This is a genomic window from Mesorhizobium abyssinicae, from assembly GCF_049887195.1.
GTDB lineage: Bacteria > Pseudomonadota > Alphaproteobacteria > Rhizobiales > Rhizobiaceae > Mesorhizobium > Mesorhizobium abyssinicae.
In genome coordinates this window covers 209,203-222,842 of the sequence record NZ_JARAKC010000005.1, presented here as the reverse complement: position 1 = coordinate 222,842, position 13,640 = coordinate 209,203, and the positions used below count along the sequence as shown (strand labels likewise).

The 13,640-nt window shown below is 64.4% G+C and carries 15 protein-coding genes and 1 pseudogene; 10 read left to right on the top strand and 6 right to left on the bottom strand.

Features of this window, described 5'->3' with window-relative positions; genetic code table 11:
* Positions 1-32 precede the first annotated feature (32 nt).
* The 3 genes from PU724_RS14010 to PU724_RS14000 form a co-directional block, all read right to left on the bottom strand.
* Positions 33-818, bottom strand: a complete 786-nt coding sequence (locus PU724_RS14010; RefSeq protein WP_354421476.1) for a hypothetical protein — start codon at positions 816-818, stop codon at positions 33-35.
* On the bottom strand, positions 818-1,444 hold the full coding sequence (locus tag PU724_RS14005) for a glutathione S-transferase family protein (RefSeq protein WP_292349802.1): 627 nt from the start codon (positions 1,442-1,444) through the stop codon (positions 818-820). Before PU724_RS14005 ends, PU724_RS14010 begins: the two co-directional genes overlap by 1 nt.
* Before the next feature lie 84 nt (positions 1,445-1,528).
* Positions 1,529-2,740 (bottom strand): NADP-dependent isocitrate dehydrogenase, encoded by a 1,212-nt coding sequence (locus tag PU724_RS14000; RefSeq protein WP_127282343.1) that lies wholly within the window; start codon positions 2,738-2,740, stop codon positions 1,529-1,531.
* Positions 2,741-2,947: 207 nt separating this feature from the next.
* Here PU724_RS14000 and PU724_RS13995 point away from each other — a divergent pair, with 207 nt between their 5' ends.
* The 7 genes from PU724_RS13995 to PU724_RS13965 all read left to right on the top strand — a co-directional run bounded on the left by PU724_RS13995 (position 2,948) and on the right by PU724_RS13965 (position 8,179).
* Positions 2,948-3,865: an RNA methyltransferase gene (locus PU724_RS13995; protein ID WP_354421478.1), complete on the top strand. Its 918-nt coding sequence runs from the start codon at positions 2,948-2,950 to the stop codon at positions 3,863-3,865.
* A complete protein-coding gene (gene murI / locus PU724_RS13990; RefSeq protein ID WP_292169421.1) occupies positions 3,858-4,643 on the top strand; it encodes a glutamate racemase in 786 nt (261 codons plus the stop codon). Before PU724_RS13995 ends, murI begins: the two co-directional genes overlap by 8 nt.
* A 60-nt stretch (positions 4,644-4,703) precedes the next feature.
* A complete protein-coding gene (locus tag PU724_RS13985; RefSeq protein ID WP_126054849.1) occupies positions 4,704-4,892 on the top strand; it encodes a DUF3008 family protein in 189 nt (62 codons plus the stop codon).
* Between the two features lie 338 nt (positions 4,893-5,230).
* A complete protein-coding gene (rpsD, locus tag PU724_RS13980) occupies positions 5,231-5,848 on the top strand; it encodes a 30S ribosomal protein S4 (RefSeq protein ID WP_126054848.1) in 618 nt (205 codons plus the stop codon).
* 149 nt (positions 5,849-5,997) lie between these two features.
* The gene (gene ttcA / locus PU724_RS13975) at positions 5,998-6,861 is read left to right on the top strand and encodes a tRNA 2-thiocytidine(32) synthetase TtcA (protein ID WP_426213255.1); all 864 of its coding nucleotides are present in this window, start codon (positions 5,998-6,000) and stop codon (positions 6,859-6,861) included.
* A 10-nt stretch (positions 6,862-6,871) separates the two neighbouring features.
* The gene (locus PU724_RS13970; protein ID WP_354421481.1) at positions 6,872-7,699 is read left to right on the top strand and encodes an inositol monophosphatase family protein; all 828 of its coding nucleotides are present in this window, start codon (positions 6,872-6,874) and stop codon (positions 7,697-7,699) included.
* A 69-nt stretch (positions 7,700-7,768) separates the two neighbouring features.
* Positions 7,769-8,179: an energy transducer TonB gene (locus PU724_RS13965; protein WP_127282338.1), complete on the top strand. Its 411-nt coding sequence runs from the start codon at positions 7,769-7,771 to the stop codon at positions 8,177-8,179.
* A gap of 40 nt (positions 8,180-8,219) precedes the next feature.
* Here the strand turns inward: PU724_RS13965 and PU724_RS13960 are convergent, their stop codons facing one another.
* Positions 8,220-9,464 (bottom strand): multidrug effflux MFS transporter, encoded by a 1,245-nt coding sequence (locus tag PU724_RS13960; RefSeq protein WP_127282337.1) that lies wholly within the window; start codon positions 9,462-9,464, stop codon positions 8,220-8,222.
* Positions 9,465-9,609: 145 nt separating this feature from the next.
* Positions 9,610-9,945: a Grx4 family monothiol glutaredoxin gene (gene grxD / locus PU724_RS13955; protein WP_127282336.1), complete on the bottom strand. Its 336-nt coding sequence runs from the start codon at positions 9,943-9,945 to the stop codon at positions 9,610-9,612.
* Between the two features lie 164 nt (positions 9,946-10,109).
* Between grxD and PU724_RS13950 the strand changes: the two genes are divergently transcribed.
* The 3 genes and pseudogenes from PU724_RS13950 to PU724_RS13940 all read left to right on the top strand — a co-directional run bounded on the left by PU724_RS13950 (position 10,110) and on the right by PU724_RS13940 (position 13,351).
* Entirely contained in the window at positions 10,110-10,910 is an 801-nt protein-coding gene (locus PU724_RS13950; protein ID WP_128275021.1) for a phosphodiester glycosidase family protein, read from the top strand.
* A 113-nt stretch (positions 10,911-11,023) separates the two neighbouring features.
* Positions 11,024-12,155 (top strand): annotated as a pseudogene (locus PU724_RS13945) (multicopper oxidase domain-containing protein).
* Positions 12,152-13,351, top strand: coding sequence for a ZIP family metal transporter (locus tag PU724_RS13940; RefSeq protein WP_354421484.1), 1,200 nt, complete (start codon positions 12,152-12,154; stop codon positions 13,349-13,351). Before PU724_RS13945 ends, PU724_RS13940 begins: the two are co-directional and overlap by 4 nt.
* A 6-nt stretch (positions 13,352-13,357) precedes the next feature.
* Here PU724_RS13940 and PU724_RS13935 read toward each other — a convergent pair whose 3' ends face one another.
* Positions 13,358-13,591: a BolA/IbaG family iron-sulfur metabolism protein gene (locus PU724_RS13935; RefSeq protein WP_023674714.1), complete on the bottom strand. Its 234-nt coding sequence runs from the start codon at positions 13,589-13,591 to the stop codon at positions 13,358-13,360.
* Positions 13,592-13,640: the final 49 nt, after the last annotated feature.

Genomic DNA, 13,640 nt, shown 5'->3' with positions numbered 1-13,640 from the left:
AGCCGCCAGGCCCTCGCGAGAGACCGGCATGATCAAAGGAAGCCTTGGCCGCCCGTGTATTTCTGGCGAAGGCGCCTGTAAAGCCACCTGAAATAGGGGAGGTTTCGCCTGCGGTGCACAAACACCGTTTGGCCGAACGGCGTCTCGCTCGCGGGCGCCGATGGATCGTGCCACTCCTGCGACGGGCTGCGAAAAATGGCGGCGCCCTGCTGCCTGGCAAGGGTCGTCAGCACCGATTGATCGTGCCGATGCTCGACAAAGCCGGGCAGGTTGGGAAGGCCGTGGATGTTCGGCATGTCGGTCAGCCGAACCTCGCTCGCCATGGCTGTCGTGAGCAGCTTGAGGAAAGCCCTCGCTTCCGGCCCGGCGCGGTAGAGCTGCATGCCGGCCCATAGCTGCGGCAGCGACCAGAACTCCTCCCGGTCGGCATCCATTTCGACGAAGCAGTCGCGCTTGGTCCAGGCGCCCTGCAGCATCCGCCCGCCCATCTTGAACAGGCATACCGGGTGCTGGCTGGAAAGCGCGATCAGAGGCGCGGGGTCGGCGATGAAAGTCAGCGCGGCGTCGCTGTAGAGGACCGGCGTGCCGTCGGGCACGCGGTTCATCATGTCCAGCGTGATGAAGGGCTTCCACAGCCAGTAGCCGGCGCCGCGCGGCGCGGCCATGATCGATGGGTATTTTCGCGCCAGGTCGACCAGCACCGGGTGGTCCGGCGTATAGAGATGACTGTCGAGGCCGAAGCGGCGCGCGCTCTTCAGCAGCAGCTTGCCGGCCTGCGACAGGTTCGGCGTCGCATAGCTGACATGGACGGCGCGCATCAGCCCGCCTGTTCTGTCCTGGCGAAGCTCGCGCGATCGGCGAAGCGCGCATACCAGTCGCTAATGTCGGCAAATCGGGCAAGCAATTCACGCCCTTCTGCGACCTTGACGAAATAGCCGATGATTGGGGCTGCATGCAGGTCGGCAAGGGTCAGTTGCGAATCCAGCAGCCACGGCCCGTCGGCCTTCAGCGCCGACAGTGTCCGCAGCACAGCCTCCGCTTGCGACAGGCCCTTGGTGATCAGGGCCTCGTCGGGCGGGTTTTGCTCCAGCCGCTCGACGGCGACATCCCAGACCATGGCGCGGTAGCCATAGGCGTCGAGCAGGCCGATGATCTGGTTCATCCTTGCCCGGCTACGCGCCTCTTTTGGCTGCAGCGCCGGGCCGTCGAAGGCCTCGTCGGCATAGCGGGCGATCGCGCTCGCCTCGAACAGGCGAAAGCCGTCATGCTCGAAAGCCGGGATGCGGCCGAACGGATGATGTTCGAGATACCAGGCCGGAACGCCTTCCGGGGCAAAGACATCGACCGGCACGAGGTCGTAGCCGATGCCTTTCTCTTCCAGCGCCAGCCGCGCGATGCGCACATAAACGCTGTAGTCGGCGCCGTAGAGGATTGGCTTGCCCATCGTCAGCCCCTTGCTTCCGCTCGCGTTGCTGCCCAAAAAACGAAGGCTCCTTTCGGAGCCTTCGGCATGTCGAAATTTGGGTTCTTACCCCATGGCCTTCTGCAGGTTCTCGTCGATCTTGTCGAGGAAACCGGTGGTCGACAGCCAGGGCTGGTCGGGACCGATCAGCAGCGACAGGTCCTTGGTCATGAAGCCGGACTCCACCGTCTGGATGCAGACCTTTTCCAAGGTCTCGGCGAAGCGCTTCAGCTCGGCATTGTCGTCGAGCTTGGCGCGGTGGGCGAGACCGCGCGTCCAGGCGAAGATCGAGGCGATCGAGTTAGTCGAGGTCTCCTCGCCCTTCTGGTGCTGGCGATAGTGGCGGGTGACGGTGCCGTGCGCGGCTTCCGCTTCCACGGTCTTGCCGTCTGGCGTCATCAGCACCGAGGTCATCAGGCCGAGCGAGCCGAAGCCTTGCGCCACCGTGTCCGACTGCACGTCGCCGTCGTAGTTCTTGCAGGCCCAGACATAGCCGCCCGACCATTTCAGGCTGGAGGCCACCATGTCGTCGATCAGCCGGTGCTCGTACCAGAGTTTCTTCGCCTTGAACTCGGCCTCGAATTCCTTCTCGTAGACTTCCTGGAAGATGTCCTTGAAGCGGCCGTCATAGGCCTTGAGGATGGTGTTCTTGGTCGAGAGGTAGACCGGATAGTTGCGCAGCAGGCCGTAGTTCAGCGAGGCGCGGGCAAACTCGCGGATCGATTCGTCGAGATTGTACATGGCCATGGCGACGCCGGCGGCCGGCGCGTCGAACACGTCGTGCTCGATCACGGTGCCGTCCTCGCCGACGAACTTGATCGTCAGCTTGCCCTTGCCGGGATAGCGGAAGTCGGTGGCGCGGTACTGGTCCCCGAAGGCGTGGCGGCCGACGATGATCGGCTTGGTCCAGCCGGGCACCAGGCGCGGCACGTTCTTCATGATGATCGGCTCGCGGAAGATGGTGCCGCCGAGAATATTGCGGATCGTGCCGTTCGGCGACTTCCACATCTTCTTCAGCTTGAATTCCTCGACGCGCTGCTCGTCGGGGGTGATCGTCGCGCACTTCACGCCGACGCCGTATTTCTTGATGGCGTTGGCCGAGTCGATCGTCACCTGGTCGTTGGTGGCGTCGCGGTGCTCGATGCCGAGATCGTAGTAGTCGAGCTTGATGTCGAGATAGGGGTGGATCAGCTTGTCCTTGATGAACTGCCAGATGATGCGGGTCATCTCGTCGCCGTCGAGCTCGACGACCGGGTTCGCCACCTTGATCTTCGCCATGGAAAGAATGCCTCGTTGCTGGGGATCGGAACGGCCTTGCCCGCATGGCGTTCGGCCGGGGATGCCGAGCGTATATCAAAGGCTTTTTGAGCGCGCAAACGGCGATCGGCGGTGCCGCTCGATGCCATTCTTTGCGAAAGCTTCATTTTCGCCGCCGAATATGGCAGGGGTCGCCGAAATGCCGCAAACAGCAGTTCATTGACGTCCATGCCAGCCGACGAACAATCCCGAGACATCCCCATCGCAGCCGACCCGGCGATCATCCTGGTCGAGCCGCAGCTTGGCGAGAACATCGGCATGGTCGCGCGCGCCATGGCCAATTTCGGCCTTGCCGAGCTCAGGCTGGTCAATCCGCGCGACGGCTGGCCGAGCGAGAAGGCGCGCGCCGCGGCAAGCCGCGCCGACCATGTCATCGATGCGGTGCGGGTTTTCGACGATCTTGCCTCCGCGGTCGCCGATCTCAATTTCGTCTTCGCCACCACGGCGCGCGAGCGCGACGGCTTCAAGGCCGTGCGCGGACCGGTCGAGGCGGGCAGGGCGCTGAGGACGCGGCAGCGTGCCGGGCTGCGCACCGGCATCCTGTTCGGCCGCGAGCGCTTCGGCCTCTACAATGAGGAAGTCGGGCTCGCCGACGAGATCGTCACCTTTCCGGTCGATCCTGGCTTCTCGTCGCTCAACATCGCCCAGGCCGTGCTTCTGATGTCCTATGAATGGATGAAGTCGGGACTGGAGGACGAAACCCAGACCAACTTCTCCGGACCGGAACTCGTGCCGGCGACCAAGGAGCAGTTGCACAGCCTGTTCACCTATCTCGAAGGCGCGCTGGAGGCGCGCGGCTATTTCCGCCCGGAAGGGAAGAAACCGAAGATGGTCGACAATCTGCGTGCCGTGCTGACGCGCGCCGGTTTCGCCGAGCCGGAACTGAAGGTGCTAAGGGGCATCATCTCGTCGCTGGACAGATTTTCGCCGGCGATGCCGCGCGGCGATGGCTCCCCCGGCGACGATCCGAGACGGCTGCCCGCCGCTGCCGCGCGCGCCCGCAAGGCGGAAGCGGGCCAGGCCCAAAGCGCCAATGGCGACGACAATGACGCGCCGCTGGGCGGCAAGGGCACAGACAATGACTGACCGGCCGATCCTGATGTTCGATTCCGGCGTCGGCGGCCTGACCGTGCTGCGCGAGGCGCGCGTGCTGATGCCCGACCGGCGCTTCGTCTATGTCGCCGACGACGCGGCCTTTCCCTTCGGCGCCTGGGAGGAGCCGGCGCTGCGCACGCACATACTCGATCTCTTCGCCAGGCTGCTCGACCGGTTTTCGCCGGCGATCTCCGTCATCGCCTGCAACACCGCCTCGACGCTGGTGATCGATGCGCTTCGCGAAAGATTTCCCGGCCATCCCTTCGTCGGCACGGTCCCGGCGGTCAAGCCGGCGGCGGAACGCACCCGCTCCGGCCTGGTCTCGGTGCTGGCGACGCCGGGCACGGTGAAGCGGCAGTACACGCGCGACCTGATCAGCAAATGGGCGCAGAAATGCCATGTCCGCCTGGTCGGCAGCAACAATCTGGCCGGGCTGGCCGAGGCCTACATGCGCGAAGGCTTTGTCGACGAGGACGCCGTGCGCGCCGAGATCGCGCCCTGCTTCATCGAACGCGACGGGCAGCATACCGACATCGTCGTGCTTGCCTGCACCCACTATCCATTCCTGGTCAACCGCATGCGCAAGACCGCGCCCTGGCCGGTGGACTGGATCGATCCGGCCGAAGCGATAGCCCGCCGCGCCATGTCGTTGCTCGCGCCGGTCAACGGATCCTCGCAAGGCGAGCCCGACATTGCCGTCTTCACCTCCGGCAAGGCGGATTTCGCGGTCAGCCGGCTGATGCAGGGTTTTGGTCTGACGATCCCTTGACGGCAGGAACATCGGCTGGGCGGCTGCGTTCCCTCCCATAGTCAATTGGGAGAAACGACCATGCCTGCCACATCGAAAGCTCAGCAAAAGGCCGCCGGCGCGGCGCTGTCGGCAAAGCGCGGTGACACCAAGAAGAGCGAGCTCAAGGGCGCCTCGAAGGGAATGTACGAATCGATGAGCGAAAAGCAGCTCGAGGAATTCGCGGAGACAAGGCGCAAGGGCTTGCCCGAGAAGAAATCGAAGAGCTGATCTCGCTGCGCTTGGGAAGAAAAGCAAGAACCCGCCTGCGGGGCCGCGGGCTCTCGGTGATTGGTCCGCAGTGCCACGCACTAGCTTGACACCGCCTAAATCTCCGTTTAATCAGCGCGCCAACACCGGGCCGCAATGCCCGGTGGTTTTCTTTATGCGCAAGGCAGACGGAAATTCGATTGTTTCTTCCTAGGCCTTGTTAACTGACGTGTCCCGTGGGTTTTCCGTCGCGTTGCGTGGAAAACCCTGTCAGGTCTCGAAAACGGAGGCCAGAGGAGGGCGCGTTTCCTTCACTCGGAGCATGAGGTTCCGGGTGTATTGTTTTGAAAGGGAATGCGATGAGCAAGCGCGAATCCGCGAAATACAAAATCGACCGCCGTCTCGGCGAGAACATCTGGGGCCGCCCGAAGTCCCCGGTCAACAAGCGTGAATACGGCCCCGGCCAGCACGGCCAGCGCCGCAAGGGCAAGCTTTCCGACTTCGGCCTGCAGCTGCGCGCCAAGCAGAAGCTGAAGGGCCACTATGGCGACGTTTCGGAAAAGCAGTTCCGCAAGGTCTATGAAGAGGCGGACCGCCGCAAGGGCGACACGTCGGAGAACCTGATCGGCCTGCTCGAGTCGCGTCTCGACGCGGTCGTCTACCGCGCCAAGTTCGTGCCGACCATTTTCGCCGCCCGCCAGTTCGTCAACCACGGCCACGTCAACGTCAACGGCAAGCGCGTCAACATCGGCTCGTATCGCTGCAAGCCGGGCGACGTCGTCGAGGTGCGCGAGAAATCGAAGCAGCTCGTCATCGTGCTGGAATCGGTCGCTCTCGCCGAGCGCGATGTGCCTGACTATATCGAAGCCGACCACAACAAGATGACCGCCACCTTCGCGCGCATCCCCGGCCTGTCGGATGTTCCGTTCGCCGTGCAGATGGAACCGAACCTGGTCGTCGAATTCTATTCGCGCTGATCGGTTGCTTCAGCAATCCATCGAAAGGCCGCCCATTGGGCGGCCTTTTTGTTTGCCGAGCCGCCATGCCGCCGCCGCAGAAATCGATTTCGATTTCCGGGCCGATGCGCTAATCCGGGCGCGACACTTGTCCCTGGGGCCGATGCGCCATGAATATGCTGCCAGACGTCAAATCCCTCGAACCGGTCGGTGACGACGCTGAGGGCGGCTTCCATCCCCTGTTCGCCGAGGTGCCGTCCTCCGTCGAGTTCAACAAGCTGCGCAAGCGGCTCCTGAGATTGACGCGCCAGGCGATCGAGGATTTCGCCATGGTGAAGCCCGGCGAGCGCTGGCTGGTGGCGCTGTCCGGCGGCAAGGATTCCTACGGTCTGCTCGCTCTGCTGCTCGACCTCAAATGGCGCGGCCTGCTGCCGATCGAGTTGCTCGCCTGCAATCTCGACCAGGGCCAGCCGAACTTCCCGAAACACATCCTGCCGGACTACCTCAACGCCAACGGCATTGCGCATCGCATCGAATATCAGGACACCTATTCGGTGGTCACCGACAAGCTGCCCGAAGGCAGCACCTATTGTTCGCTCTGCTCGCGGCTCCGGCGCGGCCATCTTTACCGCATCGCGCGCGAGGAGGGCTGCGCCGCTCTCGTGCTGGGTCACCACCGCGAGGACATCCTCGAAACTTTCTTCATGAACCTGTTCCATGGCGGCCGCCTTGCCGCAATGCCGCCGAAACTCCTCAACGATGAAGGCGACATCATGGTGCTGCGGCCGCTCGCCTATAACGCTGAGGCCGATCTCGAGAAATTCGCCGACGCGATGAAGTTCCCGATCATCCCCTGCGATCTCTGCGGCAGCCAGGAAGGCCTGCAGCGCAATGCCATGAAGGCGATGCTGGACGACATCGAAAAGCGCATGCCCGGCCGCAAGGACACGATGATCCGCGCCATGACGAATGTGCGGCCCTCGCATCTGCTCGACAGGAAGCTGTTCGACTTCGCCGCCCTCAACGACAGGTAAGACGATCCCCATGACAATTGACGATAGCGCCATCGACTGGCTTGCCGGTCTCCTCTCCGACGCGGCCACTGCCGAGATCATGCCGCGCTTTCGCCGGCTGGGCGAAGGCGACATCCGCCAGAAGACATCGGCCGCCGATCTGGTGACCGAGGCCGACGTCAATGCCGAGCGGGTGATCACGGCAAGGCTGCGCGAGCGCTATCCCTCGGCCATGATCGTCGGCGAGGAAGCCTGCTCCGACAATCCGGCGCTGCTCGGCGGTCTCGGCGATGCCGAGCTCGCCTTCGTCATCGATCCGGTCGACGGCACCTTCAACTTCGCCTCAGGCGTGCCGCTGTTCGGCGTCATGCTGGGCGTTGTCGTCAAGGGCGAGACCGTCGCCGGCATCATCCACGATCCCGTCGGCAAGGACTGGCTGATCGGCGCCAGGGGCGCGGGCAGCCACATCCGCCACGCTCATGGCGCGCTGGAGAAGGTGCGCGTCGCGGCGGCCGTGCCGATCTCACAAATGACGGGCGCCGTCTCCTGGCAATACCTGCCGGAACCCGAGCGCTCTCGGCTCGCCCGCAACCAGACCAAGGCGCTGTCGCAATTCGGCTATCGTTGCGCGGCGCACGAATACCGGCTGCTCGCCAGCGGCCACGCCCATTTCGTCGTCTACAACAAGCTGATGCCGTGGGATCACTTGGCCGGCGTGCTGATCCATCAGGAAGCCGGCGGCTACGCGGCGCGGATCGACGGCAGCGCCTATCTGCCCTCGCATGTCGACGGCGGCATCCTGGTCGCCCCCGACAAGGACAGCTGGCAGGAACTGCGCCGCGAGCTTTGGGCGGAGTAGGGGCAGGAGCCGCGGCCCGATCCAAGCCGGCGGGCAGCCGGAGGCTTCGCGTAGGCCGGAGAACCGCTGATGAGACCTTGGTCGGCAATCCTCGCAGCAGCCCTGGTCATCGCCGTGGTTGCGGCCCCCTGCGAAGCCGGGGCGCAGCAGCGCCGCCCTTGTCACAGTTCCGATCCCATCGACACCCTGGTGGAGATGTCGGACGCCATCTATGCCTGCTGGAAGCCACCGGCTGGAACTGCCGGCATGTCCCTGACACTGCGGTTCTCGCTTCGCCGGAACGGCACGCTCATCGGCAAGCCACGCGCCACCTATTCCGATCTGGGAACCGACCAAGCGCTGAACCGTGCTTTCGTGACGTCCATCCTCAAGGCGCTCGACGAGGCTCTGCCGCTGCCGTTTTCAGACAGCATGGGCGGAGCCGTCGCGGGGCGGATGCTTGCCCCTCGTTTCACCGCAACTGTCGAAGGTGCAAGCTAGTCTAGGGGCGGGCGCAATTCGGAAGCTTCGGTGACACGCATCAGACCGGCGGATTGTGCGGCTGGAACAACCTGCCGCGCTCTGCCAGCAGGATCATCAGCAAGGCAGCCACCGAGACGCTGCAGAAGCCGGCGGCGAGCGGTGTCACCGTGCCGTTGTAGGCCTGCCCGATCAGCGTCCCGAGAATGCCGCCGAGGAAGGTCTGCATGAAGCCGAGTATCGACGAGGCTGTGCCGGCCAGTTGCCCGAGCGGCTCCATGGCGAGTGCGTTGAAGTTCGCGCCGAGCCCGCCAAACGGAAGCATTGCGAGGGCGAAGAAGCCGACGAACAGCCAGAGCGGCATTTGCATTTCGAGCGAGACGACGAGCCAGGCCAGGCTGATGGTCAGGAAGAGCAGCAGCGCGCCCTGCGACAGCCGGCGCATGCCGACGCGGCCGACCAGACGCGAGTTGAGATAGTTCGAGAAGGCGAGCACGCCGGCGACGCCGGCGAAGATCAGCGGGAACAGTTCGCCGACGTGGAAGACGTCGAGATAGATCTGCTGCGCCGAATTGATGAAGCCGAACATGGCGCCGAAGATGAAGGTGCTGGCAAAGGCATAGCAGAGCGCGATGCGGTTGGTGAGCACGATGCGGAACCCGCCGACGATGGCGTGCACCGTCAGCGGCCGGCGGTATTCCGGATGCAGGGTTTCGGGCAGACGCAGCAGCGCCCAGGCCGATACGATCAGCGCGCCCGCCGCCATGGTGATGAAGATGACGTGCCAGGTCGCGAACAGCATGATGAACTGGCCGATGCCGGGCGCCACCACGGGAATGGCCATGAACACCATGAAGATCAGCGACATCACCTCTGCCATGCGCCGGCCCTCGAAGGTGTCGCGCACGATCGAGACGGCGATGACGCGCGTGGCAGCCGCACCGATGCCTTGCACCACCCGGCAGGCGAGCAGCGTAGCGAAGGACGGGGCGATGGCTGCGGCACCCGCCGCCAGGACATAGATCACCAGCCCGACAACCAGCGGCGCGCGCCGTCCGAAGCGGTCGGAGACCGGGCCGAACAGGAGCTGGCCACCGCCAAAACCCAGAATGTAGGCGGTGATGACATATTGCCGGTGGTTTTCATTTTCGACGCCGAGCGAGGCGCCGATCTGTTGCAGCGCCGGCAGCATGATGTCGATCGCCAAAGAATTGAGCGCCATCAGCGCCGCGCAGAGCGCGATGAATTCCCAGCGCGGAATGGGCAAACTGGTTGCCGATTGCTGCGCTACTGCCTGCTTGTCCACCGCAAGATCCGATCTTCCAAACGAACCTGCGCCGGTTGACCGGCGCATCGATCCGTCTCGTTCCCGGTATCGGGAAACAAAGTGCCGAGGTGGGGGCGGCCCCGGAAGCCAGCGCCGGCGCTCAGGCGCCGGCAGGCGCGTTCAGTCAGGCAGCGCCTTTGACGCTGACGCCCTTTTCGACGAGGAACGTCTGCAGTTCGCCCGCCTGGAACATCTCGCGCACGATATCGCAACCGCCGACGAACTCGCCCTTGACGTAGAGCTGCGGGATGGTCGGCCAGTTGGAATATTCCTTGATGCCCTGGCGCAGCTCGGCCGAAGTCAGCACGTTCACGCCTTTGTAGTCGGCCCCGATATAGTCGAGGATCTGAACCACCTGGCCGGAGAAGCCGCACTGCGGGAAGCCGGGCGTGCCCTTCATGAAGAGCACCACGTCGTTGCTCTTCACTTCGCTGTCGATGTAGTCGTTGATACCGCTCATGGAGAATCCTTTCACGCCTGTGGGAGTCAGGCTCGAAACATAACCATCAAATAAACCCATAGGTTGACCGAAACAAGGTATTTGCCTTGCTGGCGCCGAAATGGCGCAAAAGATGGCCTGACGCTGCACCAAGTCCCCTAGGCTGCCAATCCTCCCGGAGCGTAATGAAAAAGCGCCATCTCGCGACGATCCTGATCGGCGTCCTGCTCGTCGCCCTGGCCGCGGCCCTTTGGCTGAGGCCGCGGGAACGCCCGCCGCTCGTCGTCGGCGGACTGCCCGCACCGTGCCGGGATTTGAGCTTCGAGGCGGTCCCCTATGTCGTCTGCGAGATCGATCTCAACTCCTATGACGTCGGCCTCTTCCATGCCGGCGCTGACGGCAAACCCTACGGCTCGCTGGAGGTGTTCGACAAGGCGATGAAGGGGCTGGGGCGGCCGGTCCTGCTTGCCATGAATGGCGGCATGTACCACGAGGACCTGACGCCGGTCGGCCTGCTTGTCGAGGATGGCAGCGAAAGAGCGTCGCTCAACCTTGCCGACGCCGAGGGCAATTTCTTCCTGAAGCCGAACGGCGTGTTCCTGATCGGCAGGGACGGCAAGGCCGCGGTGATGGAAAGCAACGCCTATGCCGGCGCCAAACCCGATTCCGTCTTCGCCACGCAGTCGGGCCCGATGCTGGTGGTCGACGGCGCGCTGCATCCTCGCTTCGACCAGAACGGCACCTCGCGCTATGTCCGCAACGGGGTTGGCGTGCGCGATGGCGGTACCGTCGTGCTGGCGATCTCGCGCTCGGAAGTCAGCCTCGGCAGCTTCGCGCGGCTCTTCCGCGACGGGCTTTCCTGTCGCAACGCGCTGTTCCTCGACGGCGTGGTCTCGGCGCTGTCGGACGGCGACAGGATGATCGTCGGCGGAAAATACCCTGCTGGCCCGATCATCGCGGTGTCGGCCAGGAAGACGGCGCAGTAACCCCCAAGAGGCCTTGAGCTTGTCTCCGCCGCCAAAGCCGCGGCCATAACAATATAGCGATAGCTAAATCTTGAAGCATCCGCTATGCTTACCGCGATCTGGAGGATGCTGGCATGACCGAGACGAGATCCCTGCTGGAGCGCAAGTTCGATCGAAGGTTGCTTCTGGCCGGTGGCCTCGCGGCTGCAGGCGGCACGGCGGTGGTGGCGAGCGCGGCGCGCGGGCAGACAAGCCATGCCGGTCACGAGATGCCGGCGGCAGCTGCTGCCGAAGGCCAGCCGGCGCATCTGTCCGCTCATGGAGCGATGATCACGGTCGGCGAGGTCGACGACGCCCGAAACGGCTTCGACCCGGTGAAGCTGGTCAGCGATTGGGAGACCGGGACGGTATCGACGCTGCCGGACGGGCGCACGCTTCGCACGTTCGAAGTCACGGCGGAAGACAAGGAGATCGAGATCGCGCCGGGCATCATGTTTCCAGCCTGGACCTATAATGGCCGGGTGCCGGGGCCTTCGCTGCGCGCGACCGAAGGCGACCGGCTGCGGATCGTCTTCCGCAACCAGGGCTCGCATCCGCATTCGATGCATTTCCACGGCATCCATGCCGCGCGCATGGACGGTGTCCCGGGCGCCGGCCTGATCGGGCCGGGTGAGGAGTTCGTCTACGAGTTCGATGCCAGGCCCGTTCGGCTGTCACCTCTATCACTGCCACGCGCTGCCGCTGAAGCGGCATATCCAGAAGGGCATGTACGGCGCTTTCGTCATCGATCCCGACCCGGCCCGTCATCCGGAACACGACGCGGTCGCCCGCTCGCGCCTGCTCGGCACGCCTGAGAATGCCGGCTGGCAGGAGTTCGTGATGGTCATGAACGCCTTCGACACCAATTTCGACAACGAGAACGAGGTCTACGCCGTCAACACGGTCGCCCACGCCTACGCGAAGAAGCCGATCAGGGTGCTGAAGGACAAGCCTGTCCGCATCTATCTCATCAACGTCGTCGAGTTCGACCCGATCAACTCCTTCCACCTGCACGCCAATTTCTTCGACTACTACAATCAGGGCACGACGCTCAACCCGACGCTGAAGACCGTCGATCTGATCACCCAGTGCCAGGCCGAGCGCGGCATCCTCGAGTTCCACTTCCGCGAGCACGAGCCGGGCCTCTATATGTTCCACCCCCACCAGTCGGAATTCACCGAGCTCGGCTGGTCAGGCATGTTCGACGTCGTGGAGGCTCTGTCGTGACCGATACGAGCCAGTCTTCCGCCGATAGGTGTGCAGCGCGACCAGCCTGGGCCCATCTGCTCTGGATCGTGTTGCCGCTCGCCGTGCTCGGGCTGGCCATCGCATGGCTGGTCTCTTCGGATCCGCTGTCGAGCTTCCGCAACGGCGCGCCGCCGGTCGAGAACATCACCTTCGAGCGGACGATCCTTGGAAACGACGGCATTCGCATCCTCGTCCGCGCCGGCGGATCGGAACCGATGACCATCGCTCAGGTCCAGGTCGACGATGCCTATTGGCAGTTCACGCAGGATCCGCCGGGCCCCATCGCGCGCGGCTCGACGGCATGGATCGCCCTGCCATATCCCTGGGTGCTGGGGGAGGCGCATGCGGTCAACGTCGTGACCAGCACCGGCACCACATTCACCCATGAGATCGCTGTGGCCGTCCCGACCCCAACGCGCGATTCGCTCAGCCTGGTCGCGCAGGCGGTGCTCGGCGCTTTTGTCGGCATCCTGCCCGTGGCGATCGGCTTGATGTTCTACCCCGCGCTGCGCGGCGTCGGACGCAGCGGCATGGACTTCCTCCTGTCGCTGACCGTCGGCCTGCTCGCGTTCCTGTTTGTCGATGCGCTGGAGGACGCCTTTGAGCTGGCCGGTGAAGCCGCTGCCCTGTTCCAGGGACCGACCATGATCGTGCTTGCCGCCGCCGCCAGCTTCCTGCTGCTGATGGCGGCGGGCCGGCGAAGCGGGGCGCCGACCGGTCTGGCGCTCGCCACCTTCATCGCGCTCGGCATCGGCTTGCACAATCTCGGCGAAGGGCTGGCGATCGGCGCCGCCTTCGCGTCGGGCGCGGCGGGGCTTGGCACCTTCCTTGTGCTGGGCTTCACCCTGCACAACATCACCGAGGGTATCGGCATCGCCGCGCCGATCCTGAAGCAGCGTCCGCCGCTCAGGACCTTTGCCGCGCTGACGCTGCTGGCCGGCGGCCCCGCCGTCATCGGCCTGTGGATCGGCAGCCTCGCCTATGCGCCGCAATGGTCGGCGTTGGCGCTGGCGGTCGGCGCCGGAGCGATCCTGCAGGTGATCGTCGAGCTCGTGTCGATGCAGCTTCGCCAGCGCCCCGACGGCACACGCGCACTGCTTGCGCCGGGCGCAATGGCCGGACTGGCCGCCGGCATCGGCTTCATGTACGTGACGGCGATGCTGGTGAAGATCTGAGGGGACTCAGTCCGGAACGCTGGTCTGCAGGGCGAGCGCGTGCAGCACGCCGCCCATATTGCCCTTCAGCGCGTCATAGACCATCTGGTGCTGCTGGACGCGGCTTTTGCCGCGAAAACTCTCGGCCACCACTTCAGCGGCGTAGTGATCGCCGTCGCCGGCCAGGTCGCGGATCGTCACCTTGGCGTCCGGAATGCCTTCCTTGATCAGCCGTTCGATGTCGTGCGCGTCCATTGCCATGCGGGTTTTCCCTATCAGGTACTGAGGGCTCATAGATATGGCCGGGACG

Excerpts from the sequence above, each read along its gene's own strand:
- PU724_RS14005 (WP_292349802.1), bottom strand. The coding sequence starts at position 1,444 with ATGGGCAAGCCAATCCTCTACGGCGCCGACTACAGCGTTTATGTGCGC.
- PU724_RS13935 (WP_023674714.1), bottom strand. The coding sequence starts at position 13,591 with ATGGCAATGGACGCGCACGACATCGAACGGCTGATCAAGGAAGGCATT.
- grxD (WP_127282336.1), bottom strand. The coding sequence starts at position 9,945 with ATGAGCGGTATCAACGACTACATCGACAGCGAAGTGAAGAGCAACGAC.
- PU724_RS13950 (WP_128275021.1), top strand. The coding sequence starts at position 10,110 with ATGAAAAAGCGCCATCTCGCGACGATCCTGATCGGCGTCCTGCTCGTC.
- PU724_RS13995 (WP_354421478.1), top strand. The coding sequence starts at position 2,948 with ATGCCAGCCGACGAACAATCCCGAGACATCCCCATCGCAGCCGACCCG.
- PU724_RS14010 (WP_354421476.1), bottom strand. The coding sequence starts at position 818 with ATGCGCGCCGTCCATGTCAGCTATGCGACGCCGAACCTGTCGCAGGCC.
- PU724_RS13970 (WP_354421481.1), top strand. The coding sequence starts at position 6,872 with ATGACAATTGACGATAGCGCCATCGACTGGCTTGCCGGTCTCCTCTCC.
- ttcA (WP_426213255.1), top strand. The coding sequence starts at position 5,998 with ATGAATATGCTGCCAGACGTCAAATCCCTCGAACCGGTCGGTGACGAC.
- rpsD (WP_126054848.1), top strand. The coding sequence starts at position 5,231 with ATGAGCAAGCGCGAATCCGCGAAATACAAAATCGACCGCCGTCTCGGC.
- murI (WP_292169421.1), top strand. The coding sequence starts at position 3,858 with ATGACTGACCGGCCGATCCTGATGTTCGATTCCGGCGTCGGCGGCCTG.
- PU724_RS13985 (WP_126054849.1), top strand. The coding sequence starts at position 4,704 with ATGCCTGCCACATCGAAAGCTCAGCAAAAGGCCGCCGGCGCGGCGCTG.
- PU724_RS13965 (WP_127282338.1), top strand. The coding sequence starts at position 7,769 with ATGAGACCTTGGTCGGCAATCCTCGCAGCAGCCCTGGTCATCGCCGTG.
- PU724_RS14000 (WP_127282343.1), bottom strand. The coding sequence starts at position 2,740 with ATGGCGAAGATCAAGGTGGCGAACCCGGTCGTCGAGCTCGACGGCGAC.